We start from the raw sequence: 24,322 nt of genomic DNA on the forward strand, positions 1-24,322 counted from the left end.
CTCAGGCGTCTCCCTGTTCGGCTAGCGGCTCTTTGGCCAGTAATTCACGGCGCACAGCCTCTGGCGCCATGGGGAAGCCGGCAGCCTTGCGCGATTGGTAATAGGCATTGGCGACATCGCGGGCCATGGTGCGCACGCGCAGGATATAGCGCTGACGCTCGGTCACCGAAATGGCATGTCGGGCGTCGAGCAGGTTGAAGGTATGCGAGGCCTTGAGCACCATTTCATAAGCGGGCAACGGTAGGTCGGCTTCGAGCAGCTTGCTGCATTCGCCTTCGAGGTGATCGAAAGCGGCGAACAGCGCCGGTACGTCGGCGTGCTCGAAATTGTAGGCGGACTGTTCGCGCTCGTTCTGCAGATAGACGTCGCCATAGCTGACCCGGCTGCCATCGGGGGCGACGGTCCAGGTCAGGTCGTAGACGCTATCGACGTCCTGCAGATACATGGCGATGCGTTCCAGGCCATAGGTCAGCTCGCCGGTGACCGGGAAACATTCGATGCCGCCGGCCTGCTGGAAATAGGTAAACTGCGTGACTTCCATGCCGTTGAGCCAGATTTCCCAGCCCAGCCCCCAGGCACCCAGGGTCGGCGACTCCCAGTTGTCCTCGACGAAGCGGATATCATGGACCAGCGGGTCGAGGCCAAGGCGCTCGAGGGAGCCCAGATAGAGCTGCTGAAAGTCGGCGGGCGAGGGTTTCATCACGACCTGGAACTGGTAGTAATGCTGCAGGCGGTTGGGGTTCTCGCCATAGCGGCCGTCGGTGGGGCGGCGCGAGGGCTGCACGTAGGCGGCATTCCAGGTTTCCGGGCCGATGGAGCGCAGGAACGTGGCCGGGTGGAAGGTGCCGGCACCGACTTCCATATCCAGCGGCTGCATGATCACGCAGCCCTTTTCGGCCCAGTACTGCTGCAGGGCGAGAATCAGGCCCTGAAAGGTTTTCACGTCTGGCGTCGACTGTGTCATTGGGTGAAGCACCGTTGGCCCATGAATTCACGAACCGCTAAGTATACAATTACCCGTTAATCGGTTATAGGCCGAACCCGACATGACGGCCGCCCACGACATTGGACGGCCACGGAGGATCAAACATGATCGTAGTGACAGGCGGCGCGGGTTTCATCGGCGCCAATCTGGTCAAGGCGCTCAATGCGCGCGGCCATAACGATGTGCTGGTGGTCGACGATCTGACCGATGGCACCAAGTTCGTCAATCTGGCCGACTGCACGCTCGGTGACTATCTGGACAAGGACGACTTTCGGTCCCGGGTGCGCGCCGAGCTGCGCGGTGAAAATGGCCGACTGCCGTCGATCGAGGCCATCTTCCACGAAGGCGCCTGCTCGGACACCACCGAATGGGATGGCAAGTTCATGCTCGACAACAACTTCGAGTACTCCAAGGACCTGCTGCACTTCTGTCAGAAGAAGGGCATTCCCTTCCTCTATGCGTCGTCGGCGGCGACCTACGGCGGTAGCGAAATCTTCCGCGAAGCGCCTGAATTCGAGAAGCCGCTGAATGTCTACGGCTACTCCAAGCTGCTGTTCGACCAGTACGTGCGCAGCCATTGGGAGAGCTTTACCAGCCAGGTGGTGGGGTTTCGTTACTTCAACGTCTATGGCCCGCGCGAGCAGCACAAGGGCAAGATGGCCAGCGTCGCCTACCATCACCACACGCAGGTCAGTCAGGGCCAGAACCCGCGCCTGTTCGGTGCCTGGGACGGCTATGAGGCCGGCATGCAGAGCCGCGATTTCATCTATGTCGGCGACGTGGTGGACGTCAACCTGTGGTTTCTCGATCACCCCGAGCGTGGTGGCATCTTCAACCTGGGCACGGGGCGTGCCGAGCCCTTCAAGGCCATCGCCGACAGCGTGATCGCTTTCCACGGCAAGGGCGATATCGACTTCATCGACTTTCCCGACGAACTCAAGGGCCGCTATCAGAGCTATACGCGCGCCGATATTTCGCGGCTGCGCGAGGCAGGTTACGACGCCGAGTTCAGGACCGTGGCCGAGGGTGTGCGTGCCTATCTGGAATGGCTTAATGGCTGAGACGAACGCAGAGCGCATCCTGGTCGTCGGCCCGTCCTGGGTCGGCGACATGGTCATGGCGCAGAGCCTGTTCCAGACGCTCAAGGCGCGTCAGCCCGATTGCACGATCGCGGTGCTGGCGCCGGCCTGGTCGCAGCCGATTCTGGCACGCATGGCCGAGGTCGACGAGGCCATCGCCCTGGATGTCGGGCATGGCGAGTTCGGTTGGCGGGCACGGCGTCGCGTAGCGCGTACGCTCAAGGGGCGCTTCGAGCGCGCCATCGTGCTGCCGCGCTCGTGGAAATCGGCGCTGGTGCCGTTCCTGGCCGGGATACAGCAGCGGGTCGGGTTCACCGGCGAGCAACGCCTGATACTGCTCACCGAGCGCCGCAAGCTGGACAGGAGCATGCTCGATCAGACGGTAAAGCGCTTCGTTTCGCTGGGGTTGAGCGCCGATGAGGCGCGTCGAGGCGATTTCGCATGTCCCCATCCACGACTGACACTCGATGCCGACAACCTGGCCGCACTCAAGGCCGAGCATGGGCTGGGCCAGCGCCCGGCGATCGGCATGATGCCCGGCGCCGAATATGGCCCGGCCAAGCAGTGGCCATTGGCGCATTTTCGCAGCCTGACGGAACGCCTGATCGCCGCAGGCTACGAGGTGCGGGTGTTGGGTGGCCCCAAGGATGTCGAGGCCGGCGAGTGGATCGCTGCCGGCCTGAGTCACGCGCACAACCTGTGCGGCAAGACGCGGCTGGCCGATGCCGTCGACCTACTCGCCGACTGTCGCCAGGTGGTAACCAACGACTCGGGGCTGATGCACGTCGCCGCCGCGGTGGGTACCCGGGTGCAGGCCATTTACGGGTCGTCGTCGCCGCTCTACACGCCGCCGCTGACTAGCCGCGCCGACATTCATACCCTGGCACTGACCTGCTCGCCATGCTTCGAGCGCACCTGCCCGCTGGGACACACCAACTGCCTTAACCAACTCGACCCCGAGCGCTTGATGCTGGCGCTGCAGGATCGTTGAGCGTTGTCCTGGCACTTTCTTTATGTTAGCATGCTAATTAAATTTTCCATGAAACGCCTTGGCGTCTAGCGTCAAATAACAGCAGATCGTTAGTAACGAAGGGGGATCGATTGGCAATCATACGCGCTCCGGCCGGTGAAGAGGCCTTCTACGAGCTGTACAGCCCCGCCTTGAAATGGACGGTTCGCCGCGCTCGCCTTCAGCATGCCATTCGCGAATCCTTTCAGCGCTATGTCGGCGTTCCAATCGAGGAGTTATGGTTCCAGCTGTGGTGGACCGGCGGCGCGGGAGCGCAGACCCTCGAGCGCCTGGGGCTGCCACGTCGCTCCATCGAGTCGTGTCTGGGCGATGCCTTGACGCTGATGGTCGATCCCCGGCGTTTGCTTTACTCCGCGAGGTTGCCGCGTGGCGCGGGTGGCTCGGCGTTTTCCTCGAGCACCTTCATCTGGGATGGCGATTGGGACCTGCGCAGAGGCGATCTGCGTGCCGGCTCGCGCTACCGCTTTATCTCCGAATTGGATGAGCGGCGCGACGACCTGCGCGCCACCGAGCGCTTCCGGACCTTAAAAGCACGCCTTGACGAAGGCCGGCCCTGGTCTTCCCACCAGCAGGGTATCCTGCTCGATAGCGAGCAGAAGATCCTGGCGTACCTGAGGCTTTACCTCGGCTTTCTCGATGGCATGGCGCAGATGGGCTTCAATGCGCAGCTCGGCAAGGACCGGCCTGGCGTAGCGATCTCTCGAACGGGGAAAATACTGAAGATAAACCGCGGCTTACATCGACTGGCCATGGCGCAACGCCTCGGTATACCGCAGATTCCCGTCCAGGTAAGGGCCGTGCATCGCCAATGGTGGAACGACGTCACGGGCGATGCGGTGGGCCATGCCGCGCTGGCGAAACTGCTGGCGGCGTTACCCGACTGCGAACCCGAGCTCGAAGCGGGCCCTCTCGTTCACGTACTGCCCGGGACGTTGACGAATCAGCCGTGGCCCGAACCGCGAGTGTCGCAGCATCTGCTCACTCGAGATTGTCCCACAGGCGTGCCTGTAGGGCGCTCTCCTCGCGTAGACGCGCATTGATGTACTCCAGGCCGTGGCGCTCGATCAGCGTTTGCGCCGGCGACAGCAACGAGGCGCCCAGGCCGGCGCGATGCGCGGGCACCGTGAAGCCCAGCGCTTCGAGCACGGTGGGCAGTACATCGACCATCGACGCTTCACGACGGATCACCCGGCCCGGCGTCAGCCCATTGCCAAACATCATCAGGGTGTTCTCGCGCGGCCCGGCGATCAACCGCTGCCAAGCCGAGTTCTTCATCGACAGATGATCGCTTGAGATCACTACCAGCGTATTGTCGAGCAGCCCCTCGGCGTCCAGGCCCTCGATGAAGCGGCGCACCAGCCAGGCCGTGCACTCCACCGAATAGAGAATGCTCACCCCATCGAATTCACCCTGGCGCGCGCGGCAATCCCGCGCGGGGTAGCCGTAAGGGGGATGCGCGGACAGTGTCAGGCCAACGAACACATAAGGCGTCGCTGGGTCGCTGGCCAAGCGGCGGATGCGCTCGTGGGCCATGGCCAACAGGGAGTCGTCATAGAGTCCCCAGTCGTTGAGATAGCTCGGATCATCGAGTCGCGGGCTCAGTTGCTCGCGGCCCAACACCGCATCGAAGCCATGATTCTTGTAGAAGATGCCCTTGCCGGCGAAATCGATGCTGGCGCCGCCCATGTAGACCTGCCGATAACCGCGCTTGTCGAGCAGGTCGCCAAGGCACTCGACGCCGGGCAAGACGTATTCCAGCGGCTCGAATTGGCCGTCCTCGAATATCCCGACCGGCATCAGTGGCGTGCCGCACTGGCTGGCGATCATGCCGGCGGTGGTCCAGCCGGTGTTCTCGATCTGGCGCACGCCATGGAACACCACGCCGCGCTCGCCAAGCGCCTCGAGATCGTCGTAGACGTTGCCGAAGCGTGCCTCGTCGGTATAGGTGCCTTCGGTGCTCTCCATGTAGATAACGATCAGGTTGGGCAATACCGCGGGCACGGCCTCGATGCCGGGTGGCACGTAGCGGCGATCCAGCCAGGCGCCATCCTCGGTGACGATGGCGGCGCCTTGCTGGGTGATCCCGAACAACAGCGGGTTGAAGGCCAGCAGAAAGAGCACCAGCACGCGTTCATGCAGGCGCCAGCGATGATCGGCGCGCACCAGCCAAGTGAAGGCCGCCAGCATCGCCAGTGCCGCCAGCGTGTAGAGAATCGCGGCAAGAATGCGCTGGGTGCCGCCATGATCCTCGATGCCGGCCTGCAGGTGGAAGATCACCGCGCCCATGTCGATCTTGCCGTAACTGTCGGCCAGAAACAGGTAGAGCCACCACAACGCCAGCGGCAGCAGCGACCAGGGCCAGGCACGGCGGCGCGCGCGCCGCTGCGTGGCATCGCCCCAGCGCAGGCTCCAGGCAAGCAACAGCCACAGCGCGAGGATCGGCACTGTCCAGATGTGGCGCAGCGAGAACACCGTGGTAACGGCAAAGCCGACACACAGGCCCAGATGACCCAGTGCCCACCAGCGAAGATGGGGTAGACGGATCGACATTCGCTTCATGAATCCTTTCGTTGGAACTGCAAGACTATCGCGAACGCCTCCGACGGTCACGCCGCTGTCATGCTGCTGTCATCGGTCGTGCTGCCGCGCTGCGCGGGCACGCAGCGAAGACAGCAGGCGGCGATACAGCGCCAGGTAGGCGTTAGCCATGGCGGCCGGCGTGAAATCGCCCAGGCGCTGCTTGGCACCGGCGGTCAAGCGCTCGCGGCGCGCAGGGTCGTCGAGCAGCGCGGCGATGGCGGCTGCCAGGGCGGCCGCGTCGCCCGGTTCGACCAGCACGCCGCTTGCATCGTCGATCACGATGTCGGGTATGCCATCGACATTGGCGGCGACGATCGGCACGCCATGATCCATGGCATCGAGCAGGATCGAGCCGAGCCCCTCATTGCGCGATGGGAAGGCGAACAGGTCCATGACCTCGAGGTAGTCGCCGACGTTGTCCTTGAAGCCCTCCCAGACGAGATTGTCAAGATCGGCGCTCTCCTGCTTGAGCCGCGCCTCGTCCTCGCCTTGGCCGAGGCACACGAACAACAATTCCGGGTGACTCTCGCGCAGGCTTCTCGCCGCTGCGATCAATAGCCGCTGTCCCTTGTGACGGTCGACCAGCGCGCCGATATGGCCAACGATCCGACGCCCGCTGAAACGCGCGCGCAGCGCCGCGACCCGCTGCGGATCGCTTGGCAGGTGAGCCAGCGTGCTGGGGATGCGCGCCACGGGGCACCAGGCGCGCCGGCGCAGTTGCTGCTCGATCACCGAGGAGATCGCCACGGCGCTGGCGGCAGCGCCGTAGGTCAGGCGATTGGCCAGCTTGGTCTTGACCGGCTGGGGAACCCGCCGGGTGAGCAGATACGGCGTATTGCGCAGCCAGCGGTGCAGATAGGCCCAATGCACGGCCTTGGCCTCGTGGGCATGCACCAGGTCGGCACGATCGCCGGTGAAATGCCCGCCGAGCTGATGATCGGCGGGAATGATGACGATATCGACGCCATCGAGCTCGCCCGGCATGGGTGAATCGCGACGACAGACCAGGCTCTGCGCGACGCCGAGCCTGGCGAGCGCGCGAATCAGCAGTACGGTCTGGCGTTCGCCGCCCCTAAAGCCCCGCGCCAGATTGACGTGGCGCACATGCAAGGGGGACGTCGGCTGCGCCATTACCATATTCGCTCGAAGTCCTCGGCCTTGCGCACCTGCGCGTCGCGCTGAAATTCCAGCAATTTCGCATACTTGAGATAGGCATTGACGGCCGCCGAGAGCGCCACGGAAACGCCGTCGATACCCGACATGAAACCGCGCTGAAAGAGATACTTGCGCACGAAGGCATTGCTGCCATGGATGAACGGCGACCAGGAATTGGCGCGCTTGCCTTTCAAATACATGATCTTGGCGGCGCGATTGGAAAAGCGCCCACTGGCCTTGCTGAACAGCTCGCCCAGATTGGCGAACGAATAATGCTCGAGGTCGGCATCGAGCCGGCGTGGCTGGGTCGCCTGGACCGAGGCATGCTGGCGAGAGTTGGAAAACGCGGTGCGCTCGCGGTCGAAGAGTCGGATGCAATAATCGGGATACCAGCCGCAGGTTTTTATCCAGCGCGAGCCGATGAAATTGCGCCGCCGGAAGGCGAATCCATCGTGCCCGGTGTTCGCCAGGTCGAGTGCCTGGATGGTGGCGATGGCCGCATCGGTCAGGCGTTCGTCGGCATCGATCGATAGGATCCAGCGGTGCGTCGCCTGCGCGGGGCCGACATTCTTTTGCGGGCCGTCACCCAGGTAGGGTTGTTCGATCACCCGCGCCCCGGCGGCCTCGGCCAGGCGGCAGGTGGCATCCGTCGAGCCCGAGTCGACGACGATGAGCTCATCGCAAACCGCGCTCATCGACGCCAGGCAGGTCTCGATGCACTCGGCTTCGTTGAGCGTGATGACTACGCCGGAAATCTTCACTCAGCCCCCTGTCAGGTCTGCCGTGCCGGATCGAGTGCGGCCACCCGTGTCACGTCAGGGCTTATAAAATTGTCTGAGCGCGTCCATCGCTTCGAATACGGCCGGCGAAAACGTCGGTTCGAGCGTATTCAATTGCGGATCGACGACCTTCCAGCTACCTGTGCCGTCGATCACCGTGATGCGCTCGTCCTCGATGATGCCATAGTCCACATAGCTGCTCGATACGACCCAGTCGCGATCCAGCGTGGGGTCGAGCATGTCATGGCCCTGACTGTAGTCGTCGAGCGGATTGGTGCAGCCCAGCACATGGCGCATCAGCGTTGGCACCACGTCCAGATGACTGGTCGTGCCGCCGTGCTCGCCTGGGGCAATCCCGGGCCCGCTGAGAATCATCGGTACCTGGGTCTGCGGCGCGGCGAAGTGACTGTTGTGCCCCCAGTAGTTCTTGCCGAAATCGTTGAAGGATTGGCCGTGATCGCTGGTTACGACCAGTACGGTGTCCTGCCACTCGCCCTGTGCTTTCAGGTTCTCGATGACGCGCCCGATCAGCTTATCGTCGTAATGCACGGCGTTGCGGTGCAGGTTGCGATACGGCGTCGGGTCGGTGTCCGGGCCGAGTTCGAGATAGTCCATCGATTCGGCGGCGGGCTGAAACGGCGACTGCGCCTGCGGGGGGACGCTGTAGCCGTGTGGCGCGTCATAGAACAACAGGCTGAACCAGGGTTCGTCCGGCGACTGCTGGCGTTGCTTGGCTTGCCAGGCCAGCCAGTCCTCGGTCATGTCGCGGTCGCGCTCGGCCGGGGTGTCGCCCTCGGAAGTCAGGCGCAGGTCGGGTACCGAGGCGAAGATCGTACGATCGAAGCCGACGCTATCCAGGCTGGCGGCGGAGAAGATACCCATGGCGTAGCTCTGCTGCTGCAATTCGCTGATCAGCAACGACGGTGTCTGGGTGTTATTGAGCAAGTGGTAGTAGTTGCCGGTCAGGCCGTAGAACAGGCTCATCATCCCGGTGCGGGTGCTGTTGCCGCCACTGTAATGATCGCGGTAGATCCGGCCGCGTTCGGCGAGTGCGGCATGCATCTGCGGCGTGACTCGTGGGCCGTACTCGTCCTGGCGCCAGGAATCGATGACGATGAACAGCACATTGGGCGGGTTGTCGCCCGGCGTGCAGCTAAGCGGCGCCTTCGGCCAATTGAGGCTGTCGGCCTCACCGCTGGCGATGCCAACGCGTTCGGCGCGCGCCGCGCGTGGGTCGAGCCAGTCGTGTTCTTTCATGAAATCCTTGGCCGTGGCCGGGAACAGCAGCGGAAAGATCCCGACCTGCTGGGTGACGCTGGTCCGGTAGCGGGCATCGGCAACCACATGGATGGCGTGGCTGGCGACCATCGCCAGCAACACTAGCGTGGCCATGCGCCATAGCGGTAGCCGCCGGGCCCGGCGCGATGCGAACAGGCGCCTGGCCAGCCAGGCTTCGAACAGCAATAGCCCCAGTGCGATACCCGCCACGCTAAGCCAGGTGGACAGGCTGAAATTGAAAATCTCGCCGTTCTTGTCATTCAAGAACAGCGATACCATGAAGTGATTGATATGAAAGCGGTATTGGGCATAAACGCCGGTATCCAGCAGCAATATCCACAACGCCGAGGTGGCCAGCAAGGCGGCCGGAATCCAGAGTATCCGGCGCGGCAACAGCAGCGCCAACAACCCCAGCGGAAGCCAGGCGAGCAGCACCAGCAAGCCAAAATGACCGACCCAGGTCAGGATCAGGTAGCTGATGCCCAGCGGATCGCTGGGCGTCTCCAGATAGGGCACGTAGCGCAGGGCGATGGCCCACACCAGCAACAGGTTGGCCAAGGCGAAAACCAGGCTGGCGCGCAGGCGCCGTCTGCGCCGGGAAGTGAAGTCGTCCATGAGTGAATTACGTAACCGTAGTGGGTGAATGATAACCGTGGAGCACCCGGTTCAATAGGTTCTTTCCCTGGTCGGGGGCAAAGCGCTCCAGCGAGCGTTCGAGGCGCCGCAGGTTGGCCTCGCGCCAGCGGCCGGGCTGGCGCAACCGGCAGCGGTCGAGGTCGATCAGCCAGACGCGCTCGTCCGGCGTGACGAGCAGGTTGCGCGCGTTCAGATCGACATGATCGAGGCCGGCATCGTGAAAGCACCGGATCGTCGCGCCGACCCGCTCGAGCAGCGCCGTATCGGCCCGTGGCAAGGACTCGGCCAGGGCCCGGGCGCCGGGCAGGCGCACGGTGAGCAGCGCCGCCGCGTAGCTAAGGCCATGGCGGCGTACATGGGCCGCTACCGGTGCCGGCACCGGCAGGCCACGCGCATGCAACTCGGCGGTCAGGCGCAATTCGCGAAAGCCGCGGGTGCGCGCAAGGCCGGTCCATACATAGCGCGATTCGCTCAGGCGCGCCGCCATGCCGCCGCGCCGGTAAGGCCGCAGCACCCACTGCTGGCCACCGATACCCAGCAGGCTAGGGTCGACGAACAGGCTGGCGCCGCGCCCTGGCGCCTCGCCGGTCACCGCATCGTGGTCGCGCCAGAATGCCGGCGTGAACCAGGCCGGAATCGGGCTGACAGGATGCTGCCCGGCAGGTGCCATTTGTGGCGTGCCCACCGGGCCACGTAGAATGCCATCATCGGTTAGAATGAAATCCTTTCCCATCTGGAATGTTGCCAACCGCATGAAGCATCCTCTGCCTGTCCGTCCCGCGCACCTATGTGTGCTGCGACTCTCCGCGCTGGGTGATGTCTGCAATCTGGTCCCCACCGTGCGCGCCTTGCAACGCCAGTGGCCACAAGCCCGTATCACCTGGATTATCGGCAAGGCCGAGCATAGTCTACTTTCCGGCTTGTCCGGGGTCGAGTTCGTGGTCTACGACAAGGCCAGCGGCCTGGCCGGCATGCGTGAGATATGGCGACGCCTGGCCGATACTCGCTTCGATGCGCTGCTGCATATGCAGCAGGCGCTGCGCGCCAGCGCCCTCTCGCTGGGCCTCAAGGCCAACGTGCGCGTGGGCTTCGACAAGGCCCGCGCCAAGGATTGGCAGCATTGGTTCACCCATCGCCAACTCGCGCCACACTCGCGCGCGCACGTACTCGAATCGTTCATGGATTTTGCACGCTTGCTGGGCGTCGATGACACCACCCTCGAATGGAACCTGCCGGTGCCGGATAGCGCCCATGGCGAGGCCAGGCGGCTGGCCGGCGACGCGCCCTATGCGCTGATCAGCCCCTGCGCCAATCCGCGCCTGCGCAACTTCCGCAATTGGTCGGCCGAAGGCTATGCCACGCTGATCGAGCACCTGTGGAACCAGCATGGGCTGAAGACGTTGCTCAGCGGCGGTGGCAGCATCCAGGAGCGCGAGATGGGCGAGCGCATTCGCGCCCTGGCCGCGCCGGAAGCGGTGATCGATGCTATCGGCGCGAGCTCGCTCAAGGGCTTGCTGGCGCTGATCGCGCGGGCCCGCGTGGTGATCGCCCCGGACTCGGGGCCGGTGCATATGGCCAATGCGCTGGGCACGCCGACGGTGGGCCTCTACGCCACCACCAACCCCGACCGCGCGGCGCCCTACTGCTGGCGCGAACATGTCGTCAATCGCTACCCCGATGCGGTGCGCGCCTACCTGCACAAGGGCCTCGACGAGGTTCCCTGGGGCCAGCGGGTGCGCCACCCCGACGCCATGACACTGATTCGCGCGGATGACGTCATCGAGCGAATCGACGCCGTGCTGGCCCTTCCTCCCCGTGACCGCGTGATACCGGAGCCGCGCCAATGAAGCTCGATTTTACCGCCCTGGAACAGGCCCGCCTGCTGGTGGTGGGCGATGTCATGCTCGACCGCTACTGGCATGGCGGCACCTGGCGCATCTCGCCGGAGGCGCCGGTACCGGTGGTACGCGTCGGTGAAACCGAGGATCGCCCCGGCGGCGCCGCCAACGTGGCGCTGAACATCGCCTCGCTGGGCGGCCATGTGGCATTGGCCGGCGTGGTCGGCGGCGACACCAACGCCGACCTGCTCAAGACCCGCCTCGAGCATTCCGATGTAAGCACTCACTTTCAGTGCAGCGGCGAAATTCCGACGATTACCAAGCTAAGAGTGATGAGCCGTAACCAGCAGTTGATCCGCCTCGATTTCGAGGAAGGCCTCGGCGGGATCGACACCCGGGAGCTGCTCGACCGGGTCGCGGCCGCGCTGCCGGAGACCGATCTGGTGATTCTCTCGGACTACGGCAAGGGCACGCTCAACCGGATCGAGGAACTGATCGCCCGCATTCGCGCCGCGGGCAAGCGCGTGCTGGTCGATCCCAAGGGCAGTGATTTCAGCCGCTATCGTGGCGCCAGCGTGATCACGCCCAACTTCGGCGAATTCGAGACGGTGGTCGGGCCATGCCGCGATGACGCCGAACTCGCCGAAAAGGGCCAGCGCCTGCGTGCTGAGCTGGAACTCGAGGCGCTGCTGATCACCCGCAGCGAGAAAGGCATGACGCTGATTCGCGAGGGCCATGAGCCGCTGCATTTGCCGACCCATGCCCGCGAGGTGTTCGATGTCACCGGCGCCGGCGACACCGTGATCGGTGTGCTTGGGTTGGCGCTGGCCGCCGGCCACGGCTTCCCCGAGGCGATGACCCTGGCCAACCTCGCCGCCGGCCTGGTGGTCGCCAAGCCCGGCACCGCGACACTCTCGATCGCCGAGCTTTACACCGCGCTGCATGGCGACAAGCTCGCCGAGTTCGGGATGACCAGTGAAGCGCGGCTGATCGACGCCGTGCGTGCCGCCCAGGCGCGTGGCGAGCGAGTGGTCATGACCAACGGCTGCTTCGATATACTGCACGCGGGGCATGTCGCCTATCTCGAACAGGCCCGGCGGCTCGGCGACCGCTTGATCGTGGCGGTCAACGACGATGCCTCGATCGCCCGCCTGAAGGGGCCAAGCCGGCCGATCAACCCATTGCTGCGACGGATGCAGGTGCTCGCCGGGCTGGGCGCAGTGGACTGGGTGGTGCCGTTCGCTGAGGATACCCCGGCGCGGCTGATCGAGGCGGTGTTGCCCGATGTGCTGGTCAAGGGTGGCGACTATCAGCCCGAGCAAATCGCCGGTGGCGAAGCGGTGCTTGCCAATGGCGGCGAGGTCAAGGTATTGGGTTTCGAGGATGGCGTCTCGACCACAGCGATGATTGCCACCATTCTCGACCGCGAGCGCTAGCGTGCCCCGGCTGATTGGCAGCAGGCGCTGGCCCCGCTGGCTGTATAACGCGGCGCTCTGCGCGCTGGCGCCGTTGATCTGGCGGCGCGTATGGCGCGAGAGTTCGCCCGGGCATCCGCGCCGCGAAAGGCTGGGCCTGATCGAGACGACTCCCCCCGAGCTGGCGGTGATCTGGCTGCATGCCGCCTCGGTCGGCGAGGTACTGGCCGCCCGTCCGCTGATCGAAGCATTGCAGGGTCGCTATCCCGATCACCGTCTGGTCGTTACCACGATGACCGCAACCGGCGCCGAGCGCGTCGCGGCGTTGGCGAGAACCGCTGAAAATTCAGGCCCTTTAGGCGAAGTGAGTCATTACTTCGTGCCGTTGGATTTTCCCGGCGCCGCAAACCGCTTCGTGACCCGCTTGCGCCCGACGCTGGCGATCTTCTTCGAGACCGAGCTGTGGCCGAACCTGCTGCATGCCTGCCACCGGCACGCTGTGCCGGTGGCGGTGGTCAACGGGCGGCTGTCCGCCAAGGCCATGCGCGGTTATCGGCGTATCGGCGCGCTGATGGCGACCGCGCTATGCCATGTCGATTGGCTGGCCGCCAAGTCGACAGCGGATGCCGAGCGCTTTCGGCGACTCGGCATGGCCGGCGAGCGCATTACCACGGTCGGCTCACTGAAGTTCGATATCGGCCTCAACCATGATGTTTGCGCTGATAGTGAGCGCTTACGTACATCGTTGGGAGAGCGACCGATATGGATCGCCGGATCGACCCATCCCGGTGAAGACGAACAGGTACTGGCGGCCCACGCCCTGCTGCGCCAGCACCACCCCACTGCCCTGCTGATACTGGTGCCAAGACACCCGCGGCGCTTCGATGACGTTGCCAGGCTATGTGAAAGCCAGGGCGAACGCCTGGCGCGGCGCTCGCAGGGCGAGAGTGTCGAGGCCGACACTACGGTCTACCTGGGCGATAGCATGGGCGAGCTCTCGATGCTGTATGGCGCCGCGGATATCGCCTTCGTCGGTGGCAGCCTGGTGCCGATCGGCGGCCACAACCTGCTCGAACCCGCCGCGCTGGGCGTGCCGGTGCTGAGCGGCCCCGAGCTTGCCAATTTCGGCGATGTGGCCGAGGTGCTGCACGCTGCCGATGCGCTGACCGAGGTGGCCGATGCCACTGAGCTCGGCGAGGCGCTGATCGCCCTGCTCGATGACCCCAGCGAACGCCAGCGCCGGGCCGCCGCCGGTCGTGCGGCGATCGAGGCCAATCGCGGCGCACTAACGCGAACGCTGGCGGGGCTGGCGAAACTTCTGCGTCAATAATCGGTCACAATCGCCGGCTACGATACTTCTAGTCCTTCATATATCGTTGAAACAGAAATGCCGCGGTGAGTTATGCACGCACTTCAGAAAAGTAGAAAGCTATGCTTTTACTCCGCAGGTCTGGCACAACTCCTGGCACCGGATCGCCTTTTCCGCAGTCGGTTGGACCGTCTTCTCGACACACTTGACGCAAGTGAGGTCGATTATGTCTTCGATAGGGTCAATTTTTACAACAAAGTCTCCAGTTGGTTCGATGTCGATAATCACGCTACCCGCGTGTCGGATTTCAAATATGAAAAGCGGGGTGCCTATTATCTCGACACCAAGCGAGTGGTGAGGTATTTCGATCCCGATCTCAGGTTTTCCTATCTGTTCGGTGATATCACGGAGGTGCCGGAATCACCGAAAATCGTCAAGAGCCGGCCTATTTCCGGTGGGAATGCCAATTCGGTACTTCTCAAACTGAATAAAATACGCCACTTCAATTTCGTCAGCGACGATCAGCAATTCACGGATAAGCGCGACCGGATCGTCTGGCGCGGAAAATGCTTCAAGGCCTCGAGAGAAGCAATCGTCAAGCGCCTGCATGACCGGCCAGGCCACGACATTGGTCAGGTCGATGAGAGCAAGAAACATCAACCGGACTATCGGCCCTTCCTGTCCATCAGGGAGCAGTTGAGGAACAAGTTCGTGCTGAGCCTCGAGGGCAAGGACGTCGCGACCAATCTCAAGTGGATCATGTCGTCGAACTCGCTGTGCTTCATGCCCAAGCCAAGGTTTGAAACCTGGTTCATGGAAGGCCAGCTCATGCCATCGAAGCATTACGTGCCGTTAAAGGAAGACTGCTCGGATATCGAAGAGAAAATGGACTATTACTCGGCAAATACCGATGAGGCGCTTGAAATAATAAAGAACGCCAATCGGCACGTCGAGCAGTTCAAGAACAAGCGCCGCGAGCGGCTTATCTCGCTATTGGTGCTCAGGAAATACTTCGAGCGCTCGGGACAGATATAGCCGCATGGCCTGCGACAAGGTCTTCCTGCATGAGGGCTCGATGGCCCTCATGCCTTGCAAGGCGTCGGCCAATCAGCGGGTGATACGCTCGACGCCGTGTTCGCCGCCGAGTAGCAACACATCGGCGCAACGCGCGGCGAACAGACCGTTGGTGACCACGCCGACGATGTTGTTGAGCTCGGCCTCGATGCGCCTGGGTTCCTCGATCAGCAAGTCGTAACAGTCGAGAATCTGGTTGCCGTTGTCGGTGATCACGCCCTCGCGGTAGGCCGGCGTAATGCCTCGCTTGACCAGCTCGCGGGCGACGTAGGAGCGAGCCATGGGGATCACCTCGATGGGTAGCGGGAAGCCGCCCAGTACCTCGACGCGCTTGCTTGCGTCGGCAATGCACACGAAACGCTCGGCGCAGGCGGCAACGACCTTCTCGCGGGTCAATGCCGCGCCGCCACCCTTGATCATTTCCAGGCGCGGGTTGATCTCGTCGGCCCCATCGACGTAGACCGGCACCGTGCCGACGTGATTGAGCTCGAAGACATCGATGCCGTGGCCCTTCAGGCGCTCGGCGGTGGCCTGGGAGCTGGCCACCGCGCCGCGAAAGTCATGGCGCAGGTCGGCTAGCAGGTCGATGAAATGATTGGCGGTGGAGCCGGTACCCACGCCGATTACGCTGTCGCTGGCGAGCAGGGGCCGGATTTCGTCGATGGCCGCGGCGGCGACAGCGCGCTTGAGCTGATCCTGATTCATGAGAAGACTCGTTGAAAGGTGGCGAAAGATGCCATTATAGGCGACCCGCCACCGCTATGGGTGAGACTGGACGCCAACATCATGGCTCTGATATCAATAAGGGTTGCCCTACCCAGGTATCCCGCCCTCGCCCGCGCGATTTTCAGGACATAGGTTTCAAGACATAGGTTTCAGGACATCCGATGCTCGAAGATATCGTCAAGAAGATTCTCCAGGCCCGCGTCTACGAAGCGGCGCTGGAGACCCCCATCTCCCCGGCCCCTTTCCTTTCCCGGCGCCTCGACAACCAGATCCTGATCAAGCGCGAAGACCTGCAGCCGGTCTATTCCTTCAAGATTCGCGGCGCCTACAACAAGCTGGCGCAGCTTAGCCAGGCGCAGAGGGACAAGGGCGTGATCGCCGCCTCGGCGGGCAACCATGCTCAGGGCCTGGCGATGGCGGCCAAGCAGTTGGGTGTCAGGGCGGTGATCGTGATGCCGCGCATTACCCCGGATATCAAGGTCCAGGCGGTGCGCGCGCGCGGCGCGCGGGTGGTGCTGCGCGGCGATGCCTTCAGCGAAGCGCAGACCCACGCCCTCGAACTGATCGAGGAATACGGCTATACCTACATTCCGCCGTTCGATGACATCGACGTGGTCGCCGGCCAGGGCACCGTGGGCATGGAGATCCTGCGTCAGCATACCGGGCGCCTCGACGCCATCTTCGTGCCGGTGGGCGGCGGCGGGCTGATCGCCGGCGTGGCCGCTTATGTCAAGTATCTGCGCCCCGAGATCAAGGTGATCGGCGTCGAGGCCGAAGACAGCGCCTGCCTCAAGGCCGCACTCGAAGCCGGCGAACGCGTGACCCTCGACCAGGTCGGGGTGTTCGCCGAGGGCGTGGCGGTGGCGCAGATCGGCGAGGCGCCCTTCGCGATCATGCGCGACCTGGTCGATGGCGTGATTACTGTCAATACCGACGAGATGTGCGCGGCGGTCAAGGATACCTTCGAGGATACCCGCGCGGTGGCCGAAACCTCCGGGGCGCTGGCGCTGGCCGGGCTCAAGAAATATGTTCAGCAAACGGGCGCCGAGGGCGAGACGCTGCTGTGCATCAACTCCGGCGCCAATACCAACTTCGATCGCTTGCAGCATATCGCCGAGCGTACCGAGCTCGGTGAGCAGCGCGAGGCGATCCTGGCGGTGACGATCCCCGAACGTCCGGGCAGCTTCAAGAAGTTCTGCAAGACCGTAGGCAAGCGCATGGTCACCGAATTCAACTATCGTTATGCCGATCACGAGAACGCGCATATCTTCGTCGGCGTGCAGGTCAAGCCCGGTGGCGAGGACCGTATCGAAGTGATCCGCAAGCTACGCGAGGCCGGTTACCCGGTCGAGGACCTTACCGACAACGAATTGGCCAAGTTGCATATCCGCCACCTGGGCGGCGGACGCCCCCAGCAGCATTTCGACGAAGAGGTCTATCGTTTCGAGTTTCCCGAACGCCCCGGAGCGCTGATGAATTTCCTCACCCACCTGCCGGCGAACTGGAACATTTCACTGTTTCATTACCGTAACCATGGCGCGGCTTATGGCCGGGTACTGGTCGGCATGCAGGTACCCAACGGCGACCGTTTTCACGTCGAGGAACATTTCGAGGAGATTGGCTATCGGTTCTGGAAGGAAACCGATAACGCGGCGTATCGGCTGTTTATGGCCTGATATGTCAGCAGAAAGTAACATAACGTTAAGTTTGTGTTCGCTAACGCCTCGGGCGCCAGCTGGTGCGGGTTGGCGTTGAATCGTTTACGAAGTGAACTATTGTCATTACTTTTCCGTAGGCCTATAGTCGGGGCGTCGTCTGGGGTGGGCGACAAAACGCTTTTTCTACGGAGTTGGTAATGAAACGTAAGCCCGATCTGGTCATGGCTCTGGTGCTTATTTTCGGCATCGGCGTGGTCGCAACCGGCTACGCGCAGACGCTGGTCGGCACTTGAGGCGCTGCCTCGCAGTTTAGTGGGCAGGCTTGTACGTCACGCTCCCGCATTCCGGTCGAACCGGCAGATGGCTTTTCGCTGTCTGCCGGTTTTTTCGTTAACGGGCCGGGTTATCAGCTATTGGCTGCGTGACGGGCGAATGATGCGGGCATCGCTGACGATGGCGTCGAGCGGTACATCCCAGGAGGCGATCGGCAGGCGCTCGACGCGCTGGCAATCGTGAGCCACGCCGATCAGTCGCGGCCGCGGGCCGCTATTGGCGCGGGAAAAGGCGAAGCTGCGATCGTAGAAGCCGCCACCCATACCCATGCGATTGCCCTGCTCGTCGAAGCCGACCAGTGGCAGCAGCACCAGATCCAGCGCCCAGGGCGGCAGGCGCCGGGCACGGTGCGCGCCGTGGCGCGTCTGTGGCTCCTGAATGCCGAAACGATTGGCGATCATCGGCGTGGCGTCGTGGTAATGCACGAACCACAGGCGATTGTCGGAAAGTGGCCGCAACACCGGCAGATAGGCCCTGGCGCCACGCCGGCGCAACCAGGCGAGCAGCGGCGTAACGTCGATCTCTCCGTCGTTGGGCAAATACAGCGCCACCCGTCGTGCGCGCCGCACTTCCGGTAGGCCGCGCAGTCGACGGCACAACGCCCGGTCGGCATGCCGCCGCGCGTGCGGGGTCAGCGCACGGCGCCGGCGGCGCAGCTCGCGACGCAGAGCCTTTCGCTGATCGTGAAGAAACAGGGAATCGGACAAGGCAGTAACATCATGCGGCGGGATAAATTGAGGTTCCCCAGAATGCCGCTGTCGTTCTGGCCCTTGAACCCACTGGTTCAAGGTGGGTGGCCGCAGACAGACCGTCAGGCTTTCCGTCGCACGGACATGCACACGGGTCTGTCTAGCAAATGGCCCCCTGGGTACTGCTCATAGGCTCGAGGGACGTCAACGACTGGCGTACACCCCAGGGAACGAGTTCATCCTAACAGAGCCGGTGGCGGGTCCAAAGGGCTGTTTTCGACGAATGTCGTTACAAGTGCCGCTAGCGTCGGGGTGCGTCATTGAGCGCCTGCTCGAGCCTCTCGCTGAGCCGCACCAGGCTTTCGTCGCCCTCGCGGCGTTCGTCCAGCGCGTTGAGTAGCTCATGGGTGATGTTGAGCGCGGCCATGATGGCGATCTTCTCGGCGCCGAGCACCTTGCCACGCGAATGGATACCGTGCATGGCGCGGTCCAGATAGCGTGCGGCGCGGTTGAGCTCGGCCTGCTCGTCCGGTGGGCAGGCGATGACATAAGCGCGTCCCAACAGAGTGATCTCGGTGGTCGGACGGGTGTCATCCGTCATGTCTGGCTCCTGGGTGGGCCAAGGCAGGGCCCGATGCGGTAAGATGTAAACAGCTTTCGAGCCACTATAGAGAGGCGCCTACAGCCGGTCAACGCGGCGTCTCGCCTCTCGCCAACCGTTATGGATAGTCTATGTCAATCATCAACGACCAGCTCGATTTCTCCAGCGTCGCCGACGTCTTCCTCGCCCATGGCAGCCTGCAATCGCCGACGTTTCTGGATGGCCGGCTGAGTGCCGGCCTAGCGCTGCATGACCTGTCGGCCGAGCAGTGGCTGGCTGAGGTGTGCGCCGCGTTGGGCGTCGAGCAGCCGCGCGAGCGCGACGACGCCGAGGTGCTGCTGGGTTGGCGGCGCCAGTCGCTGGAAGCGCTGTCCGCCGCGGACCTCAACTACGAGCCGCTGCTGCCCGACGAGCTGTTCTCGCTGGCCGAGCGCGCCCGCGGGCTCCGCGAGTGGACACTGGGCTTTCTCGAAGTCATCGGCGAGGTCGGCCCGGATGCCCGCGCGGCCTGGTCGGCCAACCTGAGCGAAGCGATAGAGGATCTGGAGGTGTTGGCCGGCATCGACGAGATGTCTCTCGATGACAACGCCGACAACGAAAACGACCTGTTCGCGCTGACCGAACATGCGCGGATGGCCGCCATGCTGCTGTACACCGAGCAGCACCCGGGCCTGCCGCAGGTCGAACGGATCGACGACGACAAGGGAATCGCTGAATAAATTGACGAACGGAATGAAGCGCCAGGAGTCCGGAGCACAGAAGAAAAGACATAACATACAGTTAGGCTTTTCTTCGAGCACCGCGTGACACAGCGATTCGTCCGTGCAGGCATTTATGCAGTGGTTCCCAAGCAATAAGGAGTATGCATGGCGCATGACATTCTGCCGCGACCCGCGGCGATCGGCCTCGACGAGTACCGCGCCCGGCGTGAAGCCTTGATGGCGGCGCTGGCATCGGCGGATAGCGCCGTGCTGCTGCCCGCGGGGCAGCTCGTCACGCGCAGCAACGATAGCGATTATGACTTCCGCCAGAACAGCGACTTTCACTACCTGAGCGGTTTCCCCGAACCCGATGCGCTGCTGGTGCTGCTGCCCGGTCGCGAGGCCGGCGAAACCGTGCTGTTCTGTCAGGACAAGGACCCGGCCAAGGAAGCCTGGACCGGCATGCGTATCGGCGCCGCCGGCGCGGTCGAGCACTATGGCATCGACCAGGCCTTCGAGAACGCCGAGCGTGACGAACGGCTCGGCGAATTGCTCGATGGGCGTGAAACGCTCTATCTGCCGCTGGACAGCGACGCCGCCCTCGCCATTGCCGAGGCCGTGCGCGGCAAGCTCGGTGCGCGCGTGCGCCAGGGCGCCCGGCCGCCGCAGGCCTTCGCCGATGTCGCCCGGCTGGTCCATGAACAGCGACTGATCAAGAGCGATGCCGAGTTGGCGCTGCTGCGCCACGCCGCCGAGATATCGGCGCGTGGCCATGTGCGCGCCATGCGCACCGCCCGCCCCGGCTTGTTCGAGTATCACCTGCAGGCCGAACTCGAGCATGAATTTCTCTGGCAAGGCGCCGCGGCGCCCGCCTACAGCACCATCGTCGGTGGTGGCGCGAACGCCTGCGTGCTGCACTACATCGAGAATGACTCACCGCTCGCCGCTGGCGATCTGGTGCTGATCGATGCGGGTGCCGAGTTCGATCTGTATGCCGGCGACATCACCCGCACTTTCCCGGTCAATGGGCACTTCAGCGAGGCCCAACGCGCCGTCTACGAAATCGTGCTGGCCGCTCAGGAGCGTGCCGTGGCGGCGGTGGCGCCCGGCGTCACGCTGACCGATATTCACCAGGGCGTGGTTCGCGACCTGACCCATGGGTTGATCGAACTGGGACTGTTGGATGGCGAGCTCGAGGCGCGCATCGAGGACGAAAGCTATCGGCGTTTCTACCTGCACTCCACCTCGCACTGGCTGGGGCTCGACGTGCATGATGTCGGTGGCTACCGTCATAAGGGCGAGCCACGCCGGCTCTTGCCGGGCATGGTGCTGACCGTGGAGCCGGGGCTGTATATCCCCGACGCCGAGAATATTCCCGCGCCGCTGCGTGGCATCGGCATCCGCATCGAAGACGATGTCGCGGTGACGCTCGATGGCCACGAGGTGCTGAGTGCCGCGGTGCCCAAGCGAATCGCTGAAATCGAGGCGTTGATGACCTCGCGCTGAGGTCTCACCATAGCAGTTTTTATCGCATACGTAATTTACGTAATAAATGAGAGGCCCTTTATGCAAAGAATCGTGCAAGGGAGTGTGCGATGACGGCCAGGCATGTGGATATCGCCATCATCGGTGGCGGCCTGGTGGGGGCCAGCCTGGGCTGCGCCCTGGCGCCGCTGATCCGGCGTAGCGGGCTGAACGTGGCGGTGATCGAGGCGGCGGCGCTGCCAAGCGGTGGTATCGAAGGCTACCAGCCGAGTTTCGATGCGCGTGCCAGCGCCATCGCTCAGGGTTCGCGGGTGCATTTTCAGACGCTGGGCGTATGGCCGGCGTTGGCCCGCGAGGCGCAACCGATCGCCACCATCCATGTCAGCGAGCGTGGGCGCCTGGGCGCGACGCGGCTAAACGCCGCCGAGTTGGGCGTCGAGGCGTTGGGTTACGTAATGCCCAATGCGTGGATGGGCCGGGTGTTGCATGCGCGCCTGGCCGAGATCGATCTCGCTTGGCACTGCCCGGCGCGGGTCGAAAGTATCGCCCCGCAGGCGGGCGGGCACCGCCTGGCGCTTTCCGATGGCCATGAACTGCAGGCGGGATTGACCGTGCTCGCCGATGGCGGCCGCTCGGGGCTCAAGGAACGCCTGGGCATCGCCAGTCGCGAGTCGGCTTATCGGCAGACCGCGCTGATCGCCAACCTCGAAGTCAGTCGGCCCCATCATGGCACGGCGTTTGAGCGCTTCACCGCCGATGGGCCTTTGGCGCTGCTGCCATTGACCGGTAACCGCATGGAACTAGTGTGGACCCACGTCGCCGGAGCCGAGCACGAGACGCTGGCGCTGAGCGATGGCGATTTCCTGGCCCGGCTGCAAGGCATGTTCGGCGAGCGTGTCGGACGCTTCAAGCGCGTCGGCCAGCGCCACGTCTATCCGTTATCGCTGGTTACCGCCGAGGAGCCGGTGCGCCCCGGCCTAGCCGTGCTGGGCAATGCCGCCCATGCGTTGCACCCGGTAGCCGGCCAGGGCTTCAACCTGGCGCTGCGTGGCGTGATGGACCTGATCGCTGCGCTGGAACAGGGCCTGGCCGAGGGGCGTGCGGCGGGCGACATGGCGGTCTTGAGTGCTTTCGAGGCGCGCCGCGCACACGATCGCCACAACGTGATCCGCTTCAGCGATGGCTTGATTCGGCTGTTCGGCGTGTCGCACCCGCTGCTCTCGCATGCCCGCGCGGCAGGGCTGGTGGGGCTGAACCTGGCCGGGCCGCTGCGCCGTGCGCTGGCCCGACGGGCGATGGGCCTGGAGCGCTGACGCGACGAGCCGGCGCCCAACAGGCGCCGGCTCGTCGGTCCAGCATTGTCTGAGGCTATTCGTCGGCTACCGATACTTAAGTGTCAGACGTCGCCAACTTGCTGGGCTCGGTCGAATCCCCGGAGACGATAGGTACTTCCACGCCGTCGGCATCAAACAACTTGCCATCGACGAAATGATCGCCATCGTTGAGGGGCGCGACATCCTCGCGATACAGGATTCGTTCGGCGCCGGCGGCGAAAACTGACGGCTGCTCCGAGTTGCCGGCGGTGACATGATTGAATATCAGGTTGAGCAGGATCGCCATGACCGCCGCCGAGCTGATTCCGGAATGGAAGATCGTCGCGAACCAGTCCGGGAACTGGTCGTAGAACGTTGGCGCGGCGATCGGGATCATGCCGAAACCGATCGAGGTCGCCACGATGATCAGGTTCATATTGTTCTTGTACTCGACCTTGGCCAGGGTGCGAATGCCGCTGGCAGCCACGGTGCCAAACAGCACGATACCCGCTCCACCGAGTACCGCGGTGGGTACGGCTGAAATTACCCGGCCCATGACCGGCAACAGTCCCAATAGCATCAGGATCACGCCGGCGCCAGCAACGGCGAAGCGGCTCTTGATACCGGTGACGGCCACCAGGCCGACGTTCTGGGCGAAGGCGCTCTGGGAAAAAGAGCCGAAGAGCGGCGCCACCATGCTTGACAGCATGTCGGCGCGTAGCCCGTTGCCGAGCCGTCGGGAATCGACCTTGGTGTCGATGATGTCGCCGACGGCGAGAATGTCCGCCGAGGTTTCGACGAGGATCACCAGGATCACGATGGTCATCGACACGATCGCGGCGATTTCGAAGGTCGGCATGCCGAAATGGAACAGTGAGGGAAGAGCCGCGATGGGCCCATCGTCGACCTGGGAAAAGTCCGCCATGCCCAGGGACATGGCGATGAAGGTGCCGACGATGATGGCCAGCAGAATCGAAAGACGTGAGACGGTGGCGTTACCCAGCTTGCTGAGCAGCAGCACGATGACCAGAGTGAGAGCCGCCAGGCCGATATTGGCCATGCTGCCGAAGTCGGGTGCGCTGGCGTTGCCGCCCATCGCCCAGAAAGCCGCGACCGGCATTAGCGTCAGGCCGATGGTGGTGATGACGATACCGGTCACCAGGGGCGGAAAGAATTTGGTGATCTTGGAGAAGAACGGCGTGATCAGCAACCCAAGCAGTGCAGAGGTGATGACGGCCCCGAACACCGCCGTGATACCGCCCCCGGTGGTGACGATGGCGACCATGGTAGCGACACTGGCGAAGGACACGCCCTGAACCAGCGGCAATTGCGAGCCGAAGAACGGAATACCGATGGTCTGCAGCAGTGTCGCCAGGCCGCCCATGAACAGGCAGGCGGTAATTAGCAAGCCGATCTCCGCGGGCGGCAGCCCTGCGGCCTGACCGACAATCAGCGGCACGGCGATGATGCCGCCATACATGGTCAGCACATGCTGGAAGCCATAGACTATGTTGGCCCCGAGACCGAGATACTCGTCCTCGGGGCGGTCGACGCTAGCGCGCGTCGGGATGTGGGAGCTCTGCTCTGTATTCATGGTCGTGGTCTCTCGCTGTTGTTTTTGTATGCCCGATGCGCAAGGCATTGGATACTTTTTTATT

21 protein-coding genes and 1 other RNA gene are annotated in these 24,322 nt (G+C 63.6%); 11 read left to right on the top strand and 11 right to left on the bottom strand.

Annotated features, from left to right (window positions below; genetic code table 11):
* Position 1: 1 nt before the first annotated feature.
* On the bottom strand, positions 2-964 hold the full coding sequence (gene glyQ / locus BLR92_RS09665; RefSeq protein WP_089727931.1) for a glycine--tRNA ligase subunit alpha: 963 nt from the start codon (positions 962-964) through the stop codon (positions 2-4).
* A gap of 125 nt (positions 965-1,089) precedes the next feature.
* On the opposite strand from glyQ, the gene rfaD reads away from it, so the two are divergent.
* The 3 genes from rfaD to BLR92_RS09680 all read left to right on the top strand — a co-directional run bounded on the left by rfaD (position 1,090) and on the right by BLR92_RS09680 (position 4,134).
* Complete coding sequence (gene rfaD / locus BLR92_RS09670) at positions 1,090-2,046, top strand: ADP-glyceromanno-heptose 6-epimerase (protein WP_089727933.1); 957 nt, start codon at positions 1,090-1,092, stop codon at positions 2,044-2,046.
* Entirely contained in the window at positions 2,039-3,055 is a 1,017-nt protein-coding gene (waaF, locus tag BLR92_RS09675) for a lipopolysaccharide heptosyltransferase II (RefSeq protein WP_089727935.1), read from the top strand. The genes rfaD and waaF overlap by 8 nt, the downstream gene beginning before the upstream one ends.
* Before the next feature lie 110 nt (positions 3,056-3,165).
* Positions 3,166-4,134, top strand: a complete 969-nt coding sequence (locus BLR92_RS09680; RefSeq protein WP_175488769.1) for a hypothetical protein — start codon at positions 3,166-3,168, stop codon at positions 4,132-4,134.
* Here BLR92_RS09680 and BLR92_RS09685 read toward each other — a convergent pair.
* The 5 genes from BLR92_RS09685 to BLR92_RS09705 form a co-directional block, all read right to left on the bottom strand.
* On the bottom strand, positions 4,073-5,653 hold the full coding sequence (locus tag BLR92_RS09685) for a sulfatase-like hydrolase/transferase (RefSeq protein WP_340148218.1): 1,581 nt from the start codon (positions 5,651-5,653) through the stop codon (positions 4,073-4,075). The genes BLR92_RS09680 and BLR92_RS09685 overlap by 62 nt on opposite strands.
* A gap of 69 nt (positions 5,654-5,722) precedes the next feature.
* Positions 5,723-6,805 carry a glycosyltransferase family 4 protein gene (locus BLR92_RS09690; RefSeq protein ID WP_245704163.1) on the bottom strand — a complete coding sequence of 361 codons (1,083 nt, stop codon included), beginning with the start codon at positions 6,803-6,805 and terminating at the stop codon, positions 5,723-5,725.
* Positions 6,805-7,590, bottom strand: a complete 786-nt coding sequence (locus BLR92_RS09695) for a glycosyltransferase family 2 protein (RefSeq protein WP_089727941.1) — start codon at positions 7,588-7,590, stop codon at positions 6,805-6,807. Before BLR92_RS09695 ends, BLR92_RS09690 begins: the two co-directional genes overlap by 1 nt.
* A gap of 54 nt (positions 7,591-7,644) precedes the next feature.
* Positions 7,645-9,501 (bottom strand): DUF3413 domain-containing protein, encoded by a 1,857-nt coding sequence (locus BLR92_RS09700; protein WP_089727943.1) that lies wholly within the window; start codon positions 9,499-9,501, stop codon positions 7,645-7,647.
* 7 nt (positions 9,502-9,508) lie between these two features.
* Positions 9,509-10,276: a 3-deoxy-D-manno-octulosonic acid kinase gene (locus BLR92_RS09705; protein WP_089727945.1), complete on the bottom strand. Its 768-nt coding sequence runs from the start codon at positions 10,274-10,276 to the stop codon at positions 9,509-9,511.
* On the opposite strand from BLR92_RS09705, the gene BLR92_RS09710 reads away from it, so the two are divergent.
* From BLR92_RS09710 to BLR92_RS09725, 4 genes are all read left to right on the top strand, one after another.
* On the top strand, positions 10,275-11,369 hold the full coding sequence (locus BLR92_RS09710) for a glycosyltransferase family 9 protein (RefSeq protein WP_089727947.1): 1,095 nt from the start codon (positions 10,275-10,277) through the stop codon (positions 11,367-11,369). The two genes, BLR92_RS09705 and BLR92_RS09710, sit on opposite strands and share 2 nt — an antisense overlap.
* Complete coding sequence (gene hldE, locus BLR92_RS09715) at positions 11,366-12,796, top strand: bifunctional D-glycero-beta-D-manno-heptose-7-phosphate kinase/D-glycero-beta-D-manno-heptose 1-phosphate adenylyltransferase HldE (protein ID WP_089727949.1); 1,431 nt, start codon at positions 11,366-11,368, stop codon at positions 12,794-12,796. Before BLR92_RS09710 ends, hldE begins: the two co-directional genes overlap by 4 nt.
* A gap of 10 nt (positions 12,797-12,806) precedes the next feature.
* The gene (waaA, locus tag BLR92_RS09720; RefSeq protein ID WP_089728080.1) at positions 12,807-14,105 is read left to right on the top strand and encodes a lipid IV(A) 3-deoxy-D-manno-octulosonic acid transferase; all 1,299 of its coding nucleotides are present in this window, start codon (positions 12,807-12,809) and stop codon (positions 14,103-14,105) included.
* Positions 14,106-14,177: 72 nt separating this feature from the next.
* The gene (locus tag BLR92_RS09725; RefSeq protein ID WP_089727951.1) at positions 14,178-15,119 is read left to right on the top strand and encodes a glycosyl transferase family 90; all 942 of its coding nucleotides are present in this window, start codon (positions 14,178-14,180) and stop codon (positions 15,117-15,119) included.
* Between the two features lie 72 nt (positions 15,120-15,191).
* Here the strand turns inward: BLR92_RS09725 and rpiA are convergent, their stop codons facing one another.
* Positions 15,192-15,863, bottom strand: a complete 672-nt coding sequence (gene rpiA, locus BLR92_RS09730; protein WP_089727953.1) for a ribose-5-phosphate isomerase RpiA — start codon at positions 15,861-15,863, stop codon at positions 15,192-15,194.
* Positions 15,864-16,045: 182 nt separating this feature from the next.
* Here rpiA and ilvA point away from each other — a divergent pair, with 182 nt between their 5' ends.
* Positions 16,046-17,560, top strand: coding sequence for a threonine ammonia-lyase, biosynthetic (ilvA, locus tag BLR92_RS09735; protein WP_089727955.1), 1,515 nt, complete (start codon positions 16,046-16,048; stop codon positions 17,558-17,560).
* A 392-nt stretch (positions 17,561-17,952) separates the two neighbouring features.
* Here the strand turns inward: ilvA and BLR92_RS09740 are convergent, their stop codons facing one another.
* The 3 genes from BLR92_RS09740 to BLR92_RS09750 all read right to left on the bottom strand — a co-directional run bounded on the left by BLR92_RS09740 (position 17,953) and on the right by BLR92_RS09750 (position 19,165).
* Entirely contained in the window at positions 17,953-18,582 is a 630-nt protein-coding gene (locus tag BLR92_RS09740; protein ID WP_089727957.1) for a 5-formyltetrahydrofolate cyclo-ligase, read from the bottom strand.
* 30 nt (positions 18,583-18,612) lie between these two features.
* Positions 18,613-18,797, bottom strand: a non-coding RNA gene (gene ssrS, locus BLR92_RS09745) — 6S RNA.
* Between the two features lie 68 nt (positions 18,798-18,865).
* On the bottom strand, positions 18,866-19,165 hold the full coding sequence (locus BLR92_RS09750) for a cell division protein ZapA (protein WP_089727959.1): 300 nt from the start codon (positions 19,163-19,165) through the stop codon (positions 18,866-18,868).
* Between the two features lie 131 nt (positions 19,166-19,296).
* Here BLR92_RS09750 and BLR92_RS09755 point away from each other — a divergent pair, with 131 nt between their 5' ends.
* The 3 genes from BLR92_RS09755 (at position 19,297) to ubiH (ending at position 22,664) form a co-directional block, all read left to right on the top strand.
* The gene (locus BLR92_RS09755; RefSeq protein ID WP_089727961.1) at positions 19,297-19,884 is read left to right on the top strand and encodes a UPF0149 family protein; all 588 of its coding nucleotides are present in this window, start codon (positions 19,297-19,299) and stop codon (positions 19,882-19,884) included.
* 147 nt (positions 19,885-20,031) lie between these two features.
* Positions 20,032-21,372: a Xaa-Pro aminopeptidase gene (gene pepP / locus BLR92_RS09760; RefSeq protein WP_089727963.1), complete on the top strand. Its 1,341-nt coding sequence runs from the start codon at positions 20,032-20,034 to the stop codon at positions 21,370-21,372.
* Between the two features lie 89 nt (positions 21,373-21,461).
* Positions 21,462-22,664, top strand: a complete 1,203-nt coding sequence (gene ubiH, locus BLR92_RS09765) for a 2-octaprenyl-6-methoxyphenyl hydroxylase (protein ID WP_089727964.1) — start codon at positions 21,462-21,464, stop codon at positions 22,662-22,664.
* Between the two features lie 76 nt (positions 22,665-22,740).
* On the opposite strand, the gene BLR92_RS09770 is transcribed toward ubiH, so the two are convergent.
* Entirely contained in the window at positions 22,741-24,258 is a 1,518-nt protein-coding gene (locus BLR92_RS09770) for a nucleobase:cation symporter-2 family protein (RefSeq protein WP_089727966.1), read from the bottom strand.
* Positions 24,259-24,322 lie beyond the last annotated feature (64 nt).

Source organism: Modicisalibacter muralis (genome assembly GCF_900102945.1).
GTDB classification, from domain to species: Bacteria; Pseudomonadota; Gammaproteobacteria; order Pseudomonadales; family Halomonadaceae; genus Modicisalibacter; species Modicisalibacter muralis.